Genomic DNA, 16,834 nt, shown 5'->3' with positions numbered 1-16,834 from the left:
GTTGTTCAGACGCGCTCGACGATGGTCGCGACCGCCATGCCCAGGCCGGTACACATGGTCACCAGCGCGCGCTTTGCGTTTCGGCGCTCCAATTCGTCGACCACGGTCCCCACCAACATGCCGCCCGTCGCACCCACCGGGTGGCCGAGCGCAATGGCCCCCCCTACCACGTTGACCTTTTCGTGGGGCACCTTCATGTGGCGCATGAAATGAAGTACGACCGATGCAAAGGCTTCATTGACTTCGAACAGGTCGATGTCGTCTACCGTCAGCCCTGCACGCTCGAGGCACTTGCGAGTGGCCGGCACCGGGGCCGTGAGCATGATGCAGGGGTCAGTGGCCGCGCTGGCGGTAGCCACTATGCGCGCGCGCGGTGTCAGGCCGAGGCTACGTCCAGCACGTTCGCTACCGAGAAGCACGGCCGATGCGCCATCAGCAATGCCTGACGAATTGCCTGCGTGATGTATGTGGTCGATGCGGTCGACCTGCGGATAGCGATAGCGGACCGTCGCATCGAAGCCCATCTTTTGCCCGCTCTCGGCAAATGATGCCTTCAGCTTTCCCAGACTTTCGGCTGTGACGTCGCTTCGCACGAGTTCATCTTCGGCGAGTAGCAGGCGGCCGACCCGATCATGGACCGGCACCAGGGAACGCCGGAAAGCGCCAGCGCGCTGCGCGTCAAACGCGCGGCGGTGCGACGCAGCCGCAAACGTGTCCACATCCGTGCGGGAGAAGCCTTCGAGCGTGGCAATCAGATCGGCGGCGACGCCCTGGGGTGTCTGCAAGACACGGTCGTTGAAGAACACATCGCTGACGGAGGGGCCGCCCGTGCCCACAAGCATCGGCACGAGAGAATTCATCTCGACGCCGCCCGCCACGATGCAGTCGGCCTGTCCTGACATGACCTTGGCGGCGCCGGTGTTCACCGCATCCAGGGCGGAGCCGCAGAATCTCGCGACCATGAAGCCTGGAACCGTGTCGCCCCAGCCGGCTTCCAGCACGGCAGAGCGCGCCAGATTGGCCCCCTGATCGTCCACCGCCTCGACGCAGCCGAATATGACCTCGTCTACCAGGTCAGGTGAAAAAGCGCCGCGCTGCGGCAGCGCCCTGAGGACGGCAGCGCCTAGTTCGAGCGGCGCGATCGTATGCAGCGCTCCGTTGACCTTGCCGCGTCCGCGCGGGGTCCGCACGGCGTCGTAGATGAAAGCTTCCAAGATTGTTCCTTTTCCGACCGACTGCGAACTGGCTTCGCACCAGACGAGCGCCTTGGCCGTTGCTCCGTTCGTTACCTGTATTAAACCTGCAAACGAAATAAAAGTAAATAGCAATTCATATTTACAGGGCGCCTTCATGAAGTGCAGATGTCCCCTGCGAGCCGCCCCCGACAAGAGCTACCTTTCGCCTAAATAAGACGTCATTTTTCTTCTGATTCACCACTACCGCCGGCTCCCACTCCTAGCTTCCGCCGGTAATGCGCTCCGCGCGCGCATCCGCATAGGCGCGCGAGATTGCGTACTCGCGCATGCAACCCCAGCCGCCATGCAGCTGGAGACATGCATCGACCGTTCTGCCAAGCGCTTCGGTCACCATGCCGTGCACTAATCTGATTCGAGGAGCTCGTCGATTTCCCCCGGGGCGAAGCCGACCTCTTCAAGAACCGCGCGGCCGTCCACCCCGGTCTGGGGCGGCGCGGAACGCACCCCGCCGGGTGTTCGCGAGAAGCGCGGTGCTATTGCTGGCTGCACGACACCGTTCACTTCAGCAAAGGTGCCGCGTGCTTGGTTGTGTGGGTGCTGGGGCGCCTCGCTCAGGGACAGGACAGGCGTGACGCAGGCGTCGGAGCCTTCGAACACTCCCTCCCATGCAGCACGCGTCTTCTGTCGGAATGCCGCTTGGATCAGGATGCGATGCGCTGGCCAATTGGCTGGATTCATGCGCTCAGCGAATTCATCCTCAGGCAGACCGAGCCGCTGGATGAACTCCACGAAGAACGCGGGTTCGATGGGACCGACCGCCATGTGCCCACCATCGCGGGTTTCGTACACGCCGTAGAAGGACGCGCCGCCGTCCAGCAGATTGACGCCGCGCTTGTCCTGCCACAGGCCGGCGTTGTGGAGGCCGTGGATTGGCGTCATCAAGCTCGATACCGCATCGGTCATGGCCGCGTCGATCACCTGTCCCTTGCCGGATGTCTTCGCTTCGAGCAACCCGCACACCAGTCCGAACGCCAGATACATTGCACCCCCGCCGTAGTCGGCGATCAGGTTGAGTGGTGGCACCGGGGCTCCGCCGCTTGGACCGATGGCGTGCAGCGCTCCGGTGAGTCCGAGGTAATTGATGTCGTGTCCCGCTCGCGCCGCCAGCGGACCGGTCTGTCCCCAGCCGGTGACTCGTCCATACACGAGCCGAGGATTGGCAGACAGGCACGCCTCGGGACCGAGACCCAGCCGCTCCATAACACCAGGGCGGAACCCTTCGATCAATCCGTCGGCCGACGCTGCGATACGCAAGGCGGCGATCCTGGCCTGCGGCTGCCGGAGGTCGAGCACCACGGAGCGGCGGTTTCTGTGGACGATATCGAGCGCCTCGTCCGATTGCCGGCCGCCGGTGCGTTCGACCGGCCTTTCGATGCGTATCACTTCTGCGCCCATGTCTCCAAGCAGCATGCCGCACAAAGGGCCTGGCCCTTTGCCTGCAAACTCGACAATGCGATAGCCGTGGAGTGGTCCAGCGCAGGTCATGCGAAGTCCGATTCCCTTAGGCCAGGATCGTCAGGAATTCGGACGCGGGAGCCCGGTCGCTACGCCAAGAGTTGATGGGATGGCTGCTGTCGGCATAGCCGAGCGCCATACCAGCAAACACCATGAGATTCTTGGGAAGATCGACGAACTCTTGGATGGTCTTGTGCCACAACGCCCAGGCCTCCTGCGGGCACGTACTCAAGCCATGCTCTTGAGCAAGCAGCATCACGGATTGCATGTACATGCCAAGATCGGCCCACTGACCCGGCTCCATCTCGCGGTCGATCGTGAATATGAGCCCGACGGGGGCGCCGAAGAACCCGAAGTTCTTAGCGAATTGCCCGAGACGCGCCGCCTTGTCTTCGCGTGGGATGCCCAGGGCGCGATAGAGATCTTCCCCGTTCTTGAATCGGCGCGTCCTGTAAGGCTCTCCGAGACTGTCAGGATAGATCTTGTATTCGGTACCCTCCCCCATCGGCTGAGCTCGCGACTTCTCCGCAATGGCGGCCTTGAACCGACTCAGGTGATCGCCCGTGAACGCCCACACATGCCAGGGTTGGAGGTTCCCTCCCGAAGGGGACCGGGCCGCAGTAACGAGAATTTCCTGGAGCAGGTCCGAGGGAACAGGCTTATCCAAATACGCGCGCACGGCAGTACGCGATTCCAGGGCTTTCGAAACGTTCACAGGTTCTCCTTGATACACAAAAATAATGCGCCTAGCGACTCAGGATCACGAGGCTTCGAACTCGCAAGAGCCGTTGTCCAGCACGACCACGCCTCTGGGCAGGGAGGTGGTTCGGAAAGCCGCTTTCCCAGGCCCCGTAAGCCACACCTCCACCTTCAGGCGGTCACCGGGGAAGACTGGGGATGTAAAGCGCGCGTCCATCGCCAGCAATCGGTCGCCGTCGTAGTCGCACAACATTGAAATGAGGCCATGGGCGGTCACACCGAAACTGCAACCTCCCTGCAGCACCGGCCGCTCGAAGCCAGCCTGCCGCGCAAGAGTTGGGCTTGCATGTAGGCCCGTGCTGTCCCCCGCCGCCAGCCGGTAAAGCAAGGCGGATTGAGGCAACGTGGCGAGCTCGACGGACTGGCTGCAAGGTGTCGGTGGCACGGGTGCAGGGGCCGTTGATGGCCCAGCGGTTCCCGTGCCCGGCGAGAAGCCGCCGTTGCCACGCAGCAGGTACACACCCGTTTCCGTGACGATGAGGTCACCGCTGGCACGGTCGCGCAGCGTGCGGCTGAAGCGAAGTACCGCCCCCTTGTCCAGGCCACGATCAGTCACGCTTTCGACAGCAAACCTGCTGGTCATCTCGGCGGCCGCGGCCAAGGGCTTGTGCCAGCGCAAGCCAGTCTGCCCGTGCAACATGCGGGGGAAGTCGATCCCGATTCGCTCGTCATGCAAGTAGCCGGCGTCATCGGTCAAGCCGATCGCCAGCGCAAGCGTGGGAAATGCCTTCAGTTTTGGCTCGTACACGTAGCGCAATTGGCGCTCGTCAACAGGATCGCCGCCTAAACCGACAGACAGCGCATGAAGCATGGCCCGCTCCTCGCCGTACGCCACGTGAACGTCGCGAAAGGGCCAGGCAACGAGTGCGTCGACATCGAGGGGTCTCACGCCGGCCCCCGGGGAAGGACGCCCTGATGGGCCTGCAGCTCTGCCAACCACGCTCTCATGTCGTTGCCCCGCTTAACAATAAAGGCCAGTCGTAAAAACTGGTAGATCAAACAGTATCTCAGTTAGATTAATCAGTCTTATGAGGGTTTTTACTTAGATTTACTGGCCATCTGGAAAGTAATGAATTGGCCACCGAACAGCTAAGCTGGTCGGTCTCGCTATGATTGCTGCTCAGCCCTCTTTGGCGCGCTGAGGCCTGAGCTTCAGTTCGGCGTCGGTCGGTGCATACCACTCAGCCTAGGAGCCTTCATGCCTGAACGTAAACTCGCCGCGTCGCGCACCCGCAAACCGCCAGCGAGCGCCCATTCGACCGCGCCGCGCAAGTCGCCCGATGCGGGCAAGGAGCCGTCGGGCACAGCGAGACAGCGCATCCTGCTGATTGCCAGCACGAAGTTTGCGCAGCACGGATTTGAAGCGGTTTCCACGGGAGAGATTGCCCGTGCCGCCGATATGTCGCAGGCAATCATCCACTACCATTTCGGTACGAAGGAAGAACTCTGGCGAGAGAGCATCACCTTCATGATGGCGGACTTGGACCAGCGCTTTCCCCTTCACATGAGCGAGTTGCGGGACCTCGACCCGCTGATGCGGCTGAAAGTGATGATCCGGCGATTTATCGCGCTCAGCGCCTACCAGCCGAATCTCGCGCGAATCCTCGTACATGAAACCCTGGCTGAGAGCCCCAGACTGAAGTGGCTGGTAGACACCTTCGTGCGGGCCCGCCTGCTGGCCCTGGACGAAACCCTGCGCCAGGCAAACGCGACAGGAACGACCAAGCTTATTCCCACCTACATCGCCACCAACGCCATCGTTAACGCCTGCTCGTTCATCTTTTCCTTGGCGCCGCTTATCCGCATGGTCCACAACGTCGAGGTGCAGACCGATCAGGCCGTGGCAGAGATATCGGACAACCTGCTCGAGATGCTCTTGCACGGCCTCTCTCAGAGGTGATGAGCCACCGCCTCTTCTGAGCCGGAGTCTGATCGTCGATCTCGCCTCCCCGCCGCGAGCCGGGGATTGCTTGGCTCGGTCCATTTGCTGGCGTACACACCGCGCGGGCGATCACGCTCGGGAAACCCCTAATCCGTTCCGTCTTCGGTTCGCCTCAAACTGTTCATACAAGTAGTCGTTCTATTAGATAAAACAGGACCGGCTTCAACAGTTCTTCTAGGAGCCCTGATGAAACTGACCCGCCGTGAACAAGTCTGCGCTCGGGACCTGGGCAACACAACCAGAGCGAGCGCTGCGGGCATGAACGATGAGAATTTGATGTCCGCGCAGCGCCGACTGCGCCTGAGCCTGCTGGACACTCCTGGTGCCATCCACTGGCGGCCGGCACGCGACCTCGCTGCGCATCTGCTGCTGCACCTCGACGCGCCCAACGACTGCTTGAGTATCGCTGCCGACTGGTTGCGCGAGGCATTCGACGCCGACCGGGTGGACTGTGGTTTCGGCCGCCCCGACGATGCGTGGTTCCGACCGCAGGCTGAGGCCTTGCGGCGTGACCGCGACGTTCCTTCGGTAATCGGCATCGAAATGAACGTCGCCGACTGGGGCCTGCAGGCCCTGTGGTATGCCCGTGGTGTGACGGTGCTGCGCGACTTCGAGCTGGAACGGCTGCTCAGCCAGCGCAACCGCGCCGAATTGCTACGCATGGGTACGCGGGTGAAGATGGCGGCACCGATCATGGACCACACGGGCCCGTTGGCTCTGATGTGCGTAGACTGGCTGGACCTTTGCGAACCGGCCCGCGACGAGCGCCGCGCTCGCTTCGAGGAAGTGGCGGCGGTCGTGCTCGGGCCAGTGATGAGCACATCACTGCGCATCGAAGGCACTACGCGGCGGGGAACGCGCCCGACGCAGGACGAGGAGGTTCCTATGCTGCTCGAAACACTAACCCCGGCCGAGCGCACCGTGGCGCGGCTCGCGGTCAATGGGCTGAGCTACAAGGAAATCGCGCGTCAGCTCGATCGCTCGTTCTCTACCGTCGATCACCAGTTGCGCAGCGCGCGTAGCAAGCTGGGCGTGAGTTCGACGGCGCGGCTGGTGAACCTCGTGTCGGGACAGCGCCAGCATTGACTGGCGATCCGGGGCCGCAGGCGATCCGTGCGGCCCTATGGCGAACCTGATTTGGCTAAGCCCTGGCTTAGACCGTGCCTCGTCGCGAATGTTCGCGATGCCGGATGCGCGGAAGGCTCGCACACTGCCGTTCCATGAACCTTCAAACCTACCCCAACATCGTCGATAACCGCCCGGTCACCTCCGAGCGCAGCTTCGAATCCAAGAACCCCGCGACCGGCGAGGCCATCGGCCTCGTTCCGCACTCAACCAAAGAGCAGGTCGCGCAGGCGGTGCGCGCGGCGCGCAAGGCGCAGCCCGCCTGGGCCGCGCGGCCCGATGCCGAACGCGGTGCGCTGGTGATGAAGGTGGCCGATGTGCTGCGCGACAACGCCGAGCTATTGGCCGGCTGGGTGACGCGCGAGCAAGGCAAGCCACTGGGCGGCGTGGGCCCGACCGATGTGCCCGGCGCGCGCCTCGAGGCCCTGGGCTGCGAAGCGTGGACCCGGGTGCCGGCCAGCCTGGAAATGCCGGTGGAGGTGGTGTTCGAGGACGAGACGCGGCGCGATGAGATGCACCGTAAACCCTTCGGCGTGATCGCGGCCATCGCGCCGTGGAACTGGCCACTGCTGATCGCCATGTTTCAGATCGCGGCGCCGCTGCGCGCAGGCAACACGGTGGTCATCAAGCCCTCGGAATATGCCAGCATCGGCACGCTCGAGATGGTGCGATTGATCAACGAGGTGCTGCCGCCGGGCGTGCTCAACACGGTCACCGGCACCGGCGAGGTGGGTGGCTGGCTGGTCGAAAACACGGATATCGACAAGATCATGTTCACCGGCTCGGAGACCACGGGCGCGAAGGTCGCAGCGGTGGCGGCGCGCAACCTCACGCCCACCACCATGGAACTGGGCGGCAACGACGCGGCGATCGTGCTCGCCGATGCCGACCCCGATGCCATCGCCATGGACCTTTTCTGGGGCGCCTTCATCAACATGGGCCAGAGCTGCACCGCCGCCAAGCGGCTGTACGTGCCCGATGCGCTGCACGATGCACTGGTGGCCAAGCTCAAGGCCATCGCCGAGATGATGCCGATGGGCGATGGCGCCCAGCCCGGCATCGCGATGGGCCCGATCCAGAACCGCATGCAGTTCGACAAGGTGCGCAAGCTGGTGGACGAGGCGCGCGCCGGCGGCGCGACCATTGTTTGCGGCGGCGAACCGGGAGCCGGCAACTTCTACCCCATCACGCTGGTCACCGACATTGCCGAGGGTGCCGCCCTTGTCGACCAGGAACAGTTTGGTCCGGTACTGCCCGTGATCCCCTACCACGACGTCGAGGACGCGATCGCCCAAGCGAACCGCGTCGAGGTCGGATTGAGCGCTTCGGTTTGGAGCCCTGACATCGAGAAGGCCAGAGCGGTCGCGTCGCGCCTGGAGGCCGGCTCTGTGTATATCAACCACCACGGCGTCATCCATCCCATGGTGCCGTTCGGAGGCGTCAAGAAGTCGGGCTGGGGCGTGCAGTTCGGCGCCGAAGGCTTGAAGGCGGTGACGCAGCCGCAGATCATCAGCCTCAAAAAGAAGGCGCAATGAAGAGGCTGAAAGGAATGCTCAAGGGGTGAGGCGGGCCCGCACCATGGCGATCCGATCTGTCCTGTTGCTTTAAACAGCCTTATCGATAGCCCTATTGACACAGAAGATTGCGAAATCTATATTCAGATCAAGAAGGGCTGAGAGAGCTGCAATGTGCGAGGCACTCCTCTCCTTCTCCCCCCACATCGGCGGCATCGCCGCGCAGGAGCTTTCAGTGAAACTCAACCGTCGACAAGCGACTCTTTGCCTGACGTCCCTTCCTCTATTGGCTCAACAGGCCTTGGGGGCGGAACCGGAATATCCCAACCGCCCGGTGCGGCTGGTCGTGCCATACGGCGCAGGGGGAGGCATCGACGCTGCGGCGCGACGTCTGGCGCGCGAACTTGAAACGATGTGGGGACAGTCGGTGGTCGTTGACAACAAGGGAGGGGGCGACTCGATCATTGGCACCGCCGAGGTCGCGCATGCCAAGCCCGATGGCTACACGATACTGGCGCAGATCGCGACCATCGCTCAAAACCCGCACCTGCGCGCGAAAATGCCCTTCGACACCTTGGCTGACCTGACGCCCGTCGTTCGCGTATCCACGGAGCCCTTGTACTTCGCCGTTACCAAGTCCCTTGGTGCGAACACAATAGGCGAATTCATCGAACTGGCGCGCCGCAAACCTGGAAAGCTTTCTTTCGGGTCGTATGGCAATGGCTCCACCTCGCACTTGCTCCTGACCGCCCTGCAAAAAAAGGCCAAGGTCGAAATCCTTCACGTACCCTACAAGAGCACGGCCCTCGTCGTGCAGGGACTGATGACCGGCGAGATCGACTCGGGCCTGATGCCCTACACCACCACCCGCATAGGTTTGGACAGCGGCAAGGTTCTGGCGATCGGTTCCACGGGCGCCACGCGCTCTACGGTGTTGCCGCAAGTGCCCACGCTGGAGGAAGCGGGGCTGGATGGTTTCACGCGGGACCAATGGATGGGTCTGTTTGCGCCGGCAAAGACACCCAGGTCGATCGTCGACAAGATCGCCAGGGACGTTACCACCGCGGTGAGCAAGCCCGAGTACGCAGCATGGCTCAAGGGATTCGGCGTCACTCCGGCGGGTGGCACGCCCAACATGTTTGATATGTACTTCCGGCAGGACTACGAGTACTACCGCGACCTGATCAAGGCCGCCAATGTGCGCCTGGATTGACACCCGCACCCATGCAGTCCCGGGCACGGAATGCTGTTGTCGTCGCCGATATGCGCCCAGCCATTGGGCGCGCGCAAAGCGCCGGCGGCTTTGGCGTCGCACGGTCCCGCCAGGCTCACACCCAGCAGCACGCCGCTGCCGATCACTGCAGCCTTGAGAGAGTCGCGGTGTGAGCTTGCGGTGGAGTTGTTCAGTCTCTTCGGCCGGCTCAGGCATCGCGCAGCATGATGGCGTCGCCCGGGTGCGGTAGCCGCACTGCCGCACGGTCGTGCTTGGCTTTTTGCAGCGCATGGCTTTTGTCGCCCGCACACGCAAAAGAGCCATCACGGTGACGCCCCCCAGGTTGACCTGCAACTGTCCCGCTCGCAGCTGAAGGCAGCGCTGCCGCCAACCGGCCGTCCCCCGCAGGACTGGGACCGAGGTTCACTTGGGGCGAATGGCATCGGCCGTGCCCTGGATGAAGGCCTTGATCATCTCCACTTCGTCGGCGCTGAGCTTGCCGGTGAAATCGGGCATGCCGCGCGACATGGCCGGGCCCTTGAAAACGAACTTGTCCAGGTTTTCGATGTAGGCCTTGTTCATGTAGCCGAGGTTGGGCACGTTGCCGCCGCGGTCCACGCCGGGAAAGCCATGGCAGAACAGGCAGTTGCTGATGTACAGCGCGGTGCCCGCTGGCACATCCCCGGCCTTGTACTTCACGCCGGACACCAGGGCGCCCTGGTTGTAGGCGACGAAGGCGGGCATGGCCGCTTTGCCGCCGACTGCGAAGGTGTACACCGTGCCCGTGGCCTTGCGATCGGTGTAGCGGCTGTAAATGCCTTGCATTCCACCCCAGCCCACGGCGATGGAGACGTACTGCTTGCCATCGACCATGTAGCTCATCGGCGCGGCCACCACGCCGGTGCCAGTGGGCGCCTCCCACAACTTCTTGCCGTCGCGTGCGTCGAAAGCCATGAAGCGGCCGTCCGCCGTGCCCTGGAACACCAGGTTGCCGGCGGTGGTGAGCGTGCCGCCGTTCCAGGGCGCCACGTGCTCATACGTCCAGGCGGCCTTCTGCTGTACCGGATCCCAGGCCACCAGCTTGCCGAAAGGCTTGCTCGTAGGGGGCTCCACGTTGGCGTAGATGCCGAGATTCCAGCCCATGTTGCTGTACGGTGCGCCCGGCTCGGGCACATTGAACTTCCAGTTCTTGTTGTCCATGATGGTCATCGGGATGCTTTGCACCGGCATGTACGTCAGGCCCGTGCCCGGGTTGAACGACATCGAGTGCCAGCTGCGCGCTCCCATCGCGCTGGGGATGATTTCGCGCGGCCGGTCGCCCGTGCGGGCGATGGCGGTCTCGATCGGCCGTCCCTTGGCGTCATAGCCGCTGGCCCAGTTCACATCGACGAAGTTCTTCGCTGAGATGAACTCGCCGCTGGTGCGGTCGATCACGAAGAAGAAGCCGTTCTTGGGCGCATGCAGGATCACCTTGCGCGGCTTGCCGGCGATGGTCAGATCGGCCAGGATCATCGGTTGTGTCGACGTGAAGTCCCACTCTTCGCCAGGCGTCTCCTGGTAATGCCAGACGTACTGGCCGGTGTCGGGGTTGAGCGCAACAATGGATGCCAGGTACAGGTTGTCGCCACCCGCCGGGCTGCGCTTTTTGCGTGCCCAGGGCGAACCATTGCCCGTGCCCAGGTACATCAGGTTCAGCTCGGGGTCGAAGGTCATCGAGTCCCAGGCGGTGCCGCCGCCGCCGGCTTCCCACCATTTGCCTGCCGGATCCCAGGTCTTGGCCGCCCGCGCCATCGACTCGTCCTCGAATGGCTTGGACGGATCGCCCGGCACGGTGAACCAGCGCCACTTCTGCTCGCCCGTGCCAGCGTCGTAGGCGGTGATGTAGCCGCGCACGCCGTACTCGGCGCCGCCGTTGCCGATGATCACCTTGCCATTGAAGACACGTGGCGCGCCGGTGATGGTGTAGCTACGCTTGCGGTCCACGATGGTGTCCTGCTCCCATACCTTGCGGCCCGTACCCGCGTCCAACGCGATCAGCCTGCCGTCATAGGAGGCCACGAAGACCTTGCCCTGGTAGATCGCGACACCGCGATTGACCACGTCGCAGCAACCCCTGTAAGCCTTGTCGCGAGGTACGAGCGGGTCATAGGTCCACAACCGCTTGCCGCTACGCACGTCGACGGCGTGCACGATGCTCCACGAGGCGCTGACGTACATGACGCCGTCCACCACCAGCGGAGTCGCTTCCACACCGCGCGTGGATTCGAGGTCGTACGACCACACCAGGCCCAGGTCCTTGACATTCGACGTGTTGATCTTCTTCAGGCGGGAAAAACGCGTCTCCGCATAGTCCAGGCCGTAGCTCGGCCACTCCTCGGTGGTGGCAGCGTTGCTGCGGATAAAGGCGGTGTTGACCTTGCCGGCGGGCGCGCCCGCGCCCGGAGCCGCCAATGCGCAAAAGGTCAACGTAGCCAGCAGCGCGGTGGCAAGCCGTGGCTTGAATATGAGTTTCATCGGGAATCTCTTGTTGTTCATTTCTTGCCTCTTGTGCTGCAAGCCGCCGTCGCGCACGAACGACTTTTCGGCGATACGCAGGACTCGCCTGCCCTGCCGAATTCTGGAATCGGGGCAGGCCGGCTGGCTATCGCGAGCTTTCGCGATAGGGTTTGCCTAGGCTCCAAACCAGATAGTCCTATTGACATTACCAATAGCTCAATCTATATTTCGCCCACGAAGATTCGGAAGGGCCGCAACGTGCGTGGCGCCTCCCCTCATCAACCAGAACACGGACATGCGTGACCGTCCTTCTCCGCTTCAGAAAGAGACATCCATGACCACCCGCTTCGCAACGTGCAACTCGCTCGCGGACCTGTACGTGCGTACTTGCCGCTGGAAAGGCGCGAACACGCTGTTCTCCGACGACCAGGACACCCACTACACCGGCGAGCAATCTCTGGATCGCTCCCTGCGCTTCGCCTCCGCGTTGCGCAGCGCCTCATTGGCGCCGGGCGATGTGGTGGCCTTCCTGTGTCTGGGTTCGGCCCCGCATGCCGTTTCATGGTTCGGCGCAATCGCAGGGGGCTACGTGGCTTCCAGCCTGCACGTACGCAACGACTCGGTTGAACGAATCGCCGAAACGTTGAAATGGTTGGGCGCCAAGGTCGTCGTGCACGATGCGGCCTTCACTTCGCTTATCCATGCCGCAGTGCAGGAATGCGGCCTGCCGATCCGCACGCTTGCGCTCGATGACGAGGCCGGCACCTGGGAGTCGTTCATCGACAGCGCCTCCCCGCTCGACTACGAACGTGAACGCCCGGACGCAGCATCGCTGGCGTCCATCGTTCTCTCATCGGGCAGCACTGGCCAACCAAAGGGCGTCATGCACAGCCAGGCTACGCTGCTGGCCTGTGCTGTCGCAGGCCCAGGAATCCTGGAGGGCATCCGCAGGCACGACACGCTCATGCTCACCATGAACCCATCGTTCGCCGGCTGGGTGATGTTCGCGCTGCCGGCGATAGCCGGCAAATCCCGCCTCCACTTCGTCCGCCGCTTCGATCCCGCCCAAGTACTCGAGCTGGTCGAGCGTGAGCGCGTCACGATCCTGCCCATGGTGCCGACCATGTGGCGCATGGTGCTCGATCTCGATACGACGAAACGGGACTTGACCAGTTTGAGACTGATCGGCGTGGGCGGTGAATCACCTACCGCGGAAGACGTCACACGTTTGACGACACGCATCTGCAAACGCATTGCCCCAGGTTACATGGCGGGCGAATCAGGCAACGGCTGCGCGGTCATGATCACCGCCGAAGATCTGGTGGACGGCCGAAAAATCGGTTCGACGGGTCTGCCGGCGGTAGGTGCTGAGGTGCGCATCGTCGATCCCGACGGTTCGATCGACGATGTGCTTCCCCCAGGCCACACGGGTGAGATCGTCGTCACTGGATCGTCGGTGGCGCTCGGCTACTGGCGTGACCCAGTGTTGACCGAGAAGAAGTTCATCGACGGCTGGTGGCGCAGCGGTGACCTGGGTCACCTTGACGAGGATGGCTATCTTTGGGTCAACGGTCGTTCCGACAACGTCATCAATACCGGCGGCATCAAGGTCCATGCGGAGGAGATCGAGGCGGAAATCATGACCCATGAAGGGATTTCGTCATGCGCGGTCGTCGGACGCATAGATGAGAAATTCGGGCAGCGGATTGTGGCCTACATCGTTCCGAAGAGCACTGAACTGACTTCAGAAGATCTCAAGTCGTACCTGAAGGACACCCGCCGGCTCAGCGGCTACAAAGTGCCCAAGACATTTCACTTCATCAGCGCCCTGCCGACCGGCCTGACCGGCAAGCTCGATCGGCGCGCCCTGCGTGACAGGAGCGAGGCGGAATGAGCTCGGGTCCTTTGACTGGCCTCACGGTCGTCGAGTTTGCGGGCCTGGGTCCCGGGCCGTATGCGGCCATGCTGCTGGCCGACATGGGCGCTACGGTGATCCGCATCGAACGCCCCGACGCGCAACCGGCGTCGCCCACAGCCATCTCGCAGCGGGGCCGTGCCCAGCGGTATGCGGCCGACCTGAAGAACCCGCAAGATCTCGCCCATGTGCGCAGCCTTGTCCGCACCGCGGACGCGCTGATCGAGGGTTTCCGCCCCGGCACGATGGAACGCCTGGGCCTGGGTCCGGACGTGCTGTCGAAGGAAAATCCACGCCTGGTGTATGGACGGGTCACCGGCTGGGGTCAAACCGGCCCCTTGAAGTCCACCGCCGGGCACGACATCAACTTCATCGCCGTGACCGGTGCGCTTGGGGCCATCGGCCCCCGCGATCGTCCCGTTCTTCCGCTCAACCTCATTGGAGACTTCGCCGGCGGATCCATGTTCCTGGTCGCCGGCATGCTCGCCGCCTTGATGGCCGCGCAGCGCACCGGACAGGGCCAGGTGGTCGACGCGGCGATGTGCGATGGCGTCATCTCGCTGATGACTGCCATCCACGAGCAGGTCGCAGATGGGCAATGGACCGAAACGCGCGAGTCGAACCTCTTCGATGGCGGCCTGCCGCATTACCGCAACTACGAATGCGCCGACGGCAAGCACATCTCGATTGGGCCGCTCGAGGAACCGTTCTATGTGCGGCTGTGCGAAGCCATAGGGCTCGTACCGCCACCGCAACGCGACGATCCTTCGCATTGGCCCGCCCTGCGCGCATCGTTCGAGCAGATTTTCAAGACGCGTACGCGCGATGAGTGGGCGACGCTGCTGGAGAGCGGCGACCACTGCCTCTCTCCCGTACTGGGTATTTCAGAGGCACCTCGGCACCCTCACCTCGCGGCCCGCGGCTCGTTCATCGATGTGGACGGTGTCGTCCAGGCCGGTCCGGTGCCGCGTTTTTCCAGGGATGCCGCGCCGCCGCGCGCAGGTGTGCGCGACCCGGTGCCGATCGCACACGCGATGGCCGCCACGGCTGCAGGCTGAGTTTTTCTCGGGCGGCGCCGTCCGCCGTTTTTTCTTATCTAACAGGAGCTTCCCATGAGCAAATCGCGAAACGCAAAATATTGGCATGACTTCCAAGTCGGCGAAGTCATCGAGACTTCGGGCCGAACCATCGAGAGCGGCGACGTCAACTTGTTTGCCGGTCTGTCGGGCGACTTCAATCCCGTCCACGTGAACCAGGTCTATGCCGAGAAGGGGATGTTTGGCGTGCGCATCGGCCACGGCTTGCTCACCCTTGCGGTGACTTCGGGCCAGATGAACCAGACCGGCATGTTCGAAGGCACGACGATTGGCTTCCTCGGCATGGACAACGTGCGCTTCTCCAGCCCGGTTCGATTCGGCGACACGGTCCTAACGTCGGCGACTGTCACGAGCACGCGCGAATCGAACAAACCCGGTCGTGGCGTGGTGGCCATGACGATCACCACCAAGAACCAGCGCGGCGAAACCGTGCTCACTTACGACCAAGCGCTGCTGATGGCCGGCAAGCCGGCCTGACGGGTTCCGCCGCGATGAACACCAGTCGCCCGCTGCCCGTACCCACGCCGGAGACCGCCCATTTCTGGGAGGGCACCCGACTGGGTGAACTTCGCCTGCAGACCTGCCGGGACTGCGGCCATACCTACTTCCCTCCCCGCCCCTTTTGCCCAGGGTGTGCTTCAAGGAATGTTGGGGTGATTCGCGCCAGCGGGCGCGGGTCGCTGCACAGCTACGTGATCTCGCATCTGCCCGCGCCGGGCTTCGAGCCGCCCTACACCATTGCCGTGGTGAAGCTGGACGAGGGGCCGAAGATGATGACGAACATTGTTGGAACGCCTTGTGATCCTGCCTTGTTGCAGCTTGATCATCCGGTGGAGGTCACCTTCGAGGCACTCAGCGACAAGATCACGTTGCCCATGTTCAAACTCACCGGGAGCTCGCAATGAAGCGGGCTCGCGCAGCGGTTATCGGCGCCGCCGAAACAACTGAAATGGGGAAGCTACCCCATATGTCTCAATTGCAGCTGCATGCGGATGCCGCGCTGAACGCGCTCGCTGACGCGGGCCTGAAGCCGTCCGACATCGATGGCATCGCTACCGCGGGCGAAACTCCGGAGTCGCTCGCGCTGTACCTGGGAATCACGCCAACGTGGATCGACGCCACGGGCGTGGGCGGCTGTTCCTTCCTGATGCATGTGCGGCACGCAATGTCGGCCATCGAGTCGGGGCTGTGCCGGCATGTCTTGATCACTCACGGCGAAAGCGGGCGGTCCCGCGTCGCGGCGGCCGGGTTTCCACATCCGATTCCCGGGAGTCTGCCGCAGCAGTTCGAGACGCCCTATGGCACTTTCGGGCCGCCGACGATGTTCACCCTGCCGGTGCTCCGCTTTCTCAAGGATCGCGGTTACGAGCAGGAAGACCTCGCCCGCGTTGCCGTTGTCCAGCGCGAATGGGCCGCGCTCAACCCGCGTGCCAGTCAAAAGGCCCCGATCACCGTCGACGACGTGATGTCTTCCAAGATGATCGCGTACCCCTTCCGGATGTTGATGTGCTGCCTCGTCACGGACGGCGGCGGTGCCATTGTCCTGTCGGCCGCCGATCGCGCGGCCGACCTGCACGCACGGCCGGTCTATGTGATCGGCACCGGCGAGAGCGTCGAGGGCAACATGATCAGCCAGATGGAGGACTTCAGCTCGTCCAAGGCATTCCGTGTGTCCGGCCGCAATGCGTTCGCGCAAGCCGGCATCACCCATGCCGACGTGGACCACCTGATGATCTATGACGCATTCGCGCATTTGCCGCTCTACGGACTCGAAGACCTCGGGTTCTGCGCACGTGGGGAGGCTGCAGCCTTCATCCGGGAAGGCCACACGCGCCCTGGCGGGCAGCTGCCGCTGAACACCAATGGCGGTGGGCTGAGTTACATGCACTCCGGCATGTATGGCATGTACGCGTTGCAGGAAAGCATCCGGCAGATGCGGGGCATTGCACCCGCGCAAGTTGAGGGGGCGAAGATTTCCGTCGCTCACGGTGTGGGCGGCATGTTCGCCGCCAGCTCCACGATCATCTTTTCCAACGAAAGAGCTTAGCGAAGGGTTCGCTCC

General features: G+C 63.2%; 15 protein-coding genes and 1 pseudogene. 10 read left to right on the top strand and 6 right to left on the bottom strand.

All coding sequences use genetic code 11. The features are described from left to right. Positions 1-5 precede the first annotated feature (5 nt). The 5 genes from QTI05_RS16975 to QTI05_RS16955 form a co-directional block, all read right to left on the bottom strand. Positions 6-1,217 carry an acetyl-CoA C-acetyltransferase gene (locus tag QTI05_RS16975; protein WP_286622417.1) on the bottom strand — a complete coding sequence of 404 codons (1,212 nt, stop codon included), beginning with the start codon at positions 1,215-1,217 and terminating at the stop codon, positions 6-8. 238 nt (positions 1,218-1,455) lie between these two features. Continuing rightward, positions 1,456-1,590: an acyl-CoA dehydrogenase family protein gene (locus QTI05_RS16970; RefSeq protein ID WP_286546184.1), complete on the bottom strand. Its 135-nt coding sequence runs from the start codon at positions 1,588-1,590 to the stop codon at positions 1,456-1,458. 8 nt (positions 1,591-1,598) lie between these two features. Next, entirely contained in the window at positions 1,599-2,741 is a 1,143-nt protein-coding gene (locus QTI05_RS16965) for a CaiB/BaiF CoA transferase family protein (RefSeq protein WP_286622326.1), read from the bottom strand. Positions 2,742-2,757: 16 nt separating this feature from the next. After that, positions 2,758-3,426: a nitroreductase gene (locus QTI05_RS16960; protein WP_286622325.1), complete on the bottom strand. Its 669-nt coding sequence runs from the start codon at positions 3,424-3,426 to the stop codon at positions 2,758-2,760. Between the two features lie 45 nt (positions 3,427-3,471). Further along, positions 3,472-4,305 (bottom strand): MaoC/PaaZ C-terminal domain-containing protein, encoded by an 834-nt coding sequence (locus QTI05_RS16955; protein WP_444812929.1) that lies wholly within the window; start codon positions 4,303-4,305, stop codon positions 3,472-3,474. 363 nt (positions 4,306-4,668) lie between these two features. Between QTI05_RS16955 and QTI05_RS16950 the strand changes: the two genes are divergently transcribed. The 4 genes from QTI05_RS16950 to QTI05_RS16935 all read left to right on the top strand — a co-directional run bounded on the left by QTI05_RS16950 (position 4,669) and on the right by QTI05_RS16935 (position 9,264). Beyond that, positions 4,669-5,370, top strand: coding sequence for a TetR/AcrR family transcriptional regulator (locus QTI05_RS16950; protein ID WP_286622323.1), 702 nt, complete (start codon positions 4,669-4,671; stop codon positions 5,368-5,370). A 228-nt stretch (positions 5,371-5,598) separates the two neighbouring features. After that, on the top strand, positions 5,599-6,498 hold the full coding sequence (locus QTI05_RS16945) for a helix-turn-helix transcriptional regulator (protein WP_286622322.1): 900 nt from the start codon (positions 5,599-5,601) through the stop codon (positions 6,496-6,498). 134 nt (positions 6,499-6,632) lie between these two features. Then, on the top strand, positions 6,633-8,072 hold the full coding sequence (locus QTI05_RS16940; protein ID WP_286622321.1) for an aldehyde dehydrogenase family protein: 1,440 nt from the start codon (positions 6,633-6,635) through the stop codon (positions 8,070-8,072). A 151-nt stretch (positions 8,073-8,223) separates the two neighbouring features. Beyond that, entirely contained in the window at positions 8,224-9,264 is a 1,041-nt protein-coding gene (locus tag QTI05_RS16935; RefSeq protein WP_286546173.1) for a Bug family tripartite tricarboxylate transporter substrate binding protein, read from the top strand. A gap of 423 nt (positions 9,265-9,687) precedes the next feature. On the opposite strand, the gene QTI05_RS16930 is transcribed toward QTI05_RS16935, so the two are convergent. Next, the gene (locus QTI05_RS16930) at positions 9,688-11,778 is read right to left on the bottom strand and encodes a PQQ-dependent dehydrogenase, methanol/ethanol family (RefSeq protein ID WP_286622320.1); all 2,091 of its coding nucleotides are present in this window, start codon (positions 11,776-11,778) and stop codon (positions 9,688-9,690) included. 316 nt (positions 11,779-12,094) lie between these two features. Between QTI05_RS16930 and QTI05_RS16925 the strand changes: the two genes are divergently transcribed. The 6 genes and pseudogenes from QTI05_RS16925 to QTI05_RS16900 all read left to right on the top strand — a co-directional run bounded on the left by QTI05_RS16925 (position 12,095) and on the right by QTI05_RS16900 (position 16,819). After that, entirely contained in the window at positions 12,095-13,654 is a 1,560-nt protein-coding gene (locus QTI05_RS16925; RefSeq protein ID WP_286622319.1) for a class I adenylate-forming enzyme family protein, read from the top strand. Continuing rightward, positions 13,651-14,733, top strand: coding sequence for a CaiB/BaiF CoA transferase family protein (locus QTI05_RS16920; protein ID WP_286622318.1), 1,083 nt, complete (start codon positions 13,651-13,653; stop codon positions 14,731-14,733). Before QTI05_RS16925 ends, QTI05_RS16920 begins: the two co-directional genes overlap by 4 nt. 54 nt (positions 14,734-14,787) lie before the next feature. After that, positions 14,788-15,249 (top strand): MaoC/PaaZ C-terminal domain-containing protein, encoded by a 462-nt coding sequence (locus QTI05_RS16915; RefSeq protein WP_286546165.1) that lies wholly within the window; start codon positions 14,788-14,790, stop codon positions 15,247-15,249. 14 nt (positions 15,250-15,263) lie between these two features. Further along, positions 15,264-15,410 (top strand): annotated as a pseudogene (locus tag QTI05_RS16910) (Zn-ribbon domain-containing OB-fold protein); the annotation flags it as partial. Between the two features lie 15 nt (positions 15,411-15,425). Continuing rightward, positions 15,426-15,677 (top strand): Zn-ribbon domain-containing OB-fold protein, encoded by a 252-nt coding sequence (locus tag QTI05_RS16905; RefSeq protein WP_286622416.1) that lies wholly within the window; start codon positions 15,426-15,428, stop codon positions 15,675-15,677. Continuing rightward, positions 15,674-16,819, top strand: coding sequence for a thiolase C-terminal domain-containing protein (locus QTI05_RS16900; RefSeq protein ID WP_286622317.1), 1,146 nt, complete (start codon positions 15,674-15,676; stop codon positions 16,817-16,819). The genes QTI05_RS16905 and QTI05_RS16900 overlap by 4 nt, the downstream gene beginning before the upstream one ends. Positions 16,820-16,834: the final 15 nt, after the last annotated feature.

Origin of the sequence: Variovorax fucosicus (genome assembly GCF_030316825.1) — a bacterium.
In the GTDB taxonomy this organism is placed as follows: Bacteria; Pseudomonadota; Gammaproteobacteria; order Burkholderiales; family Burkholderiaceae_C; genus Variovorax; species Variovorax fucosicus.
Note: the sequence above shows the minus strand (reverse complement) of the source record. Positions and strands in the feature narration are given on the sequence as shown.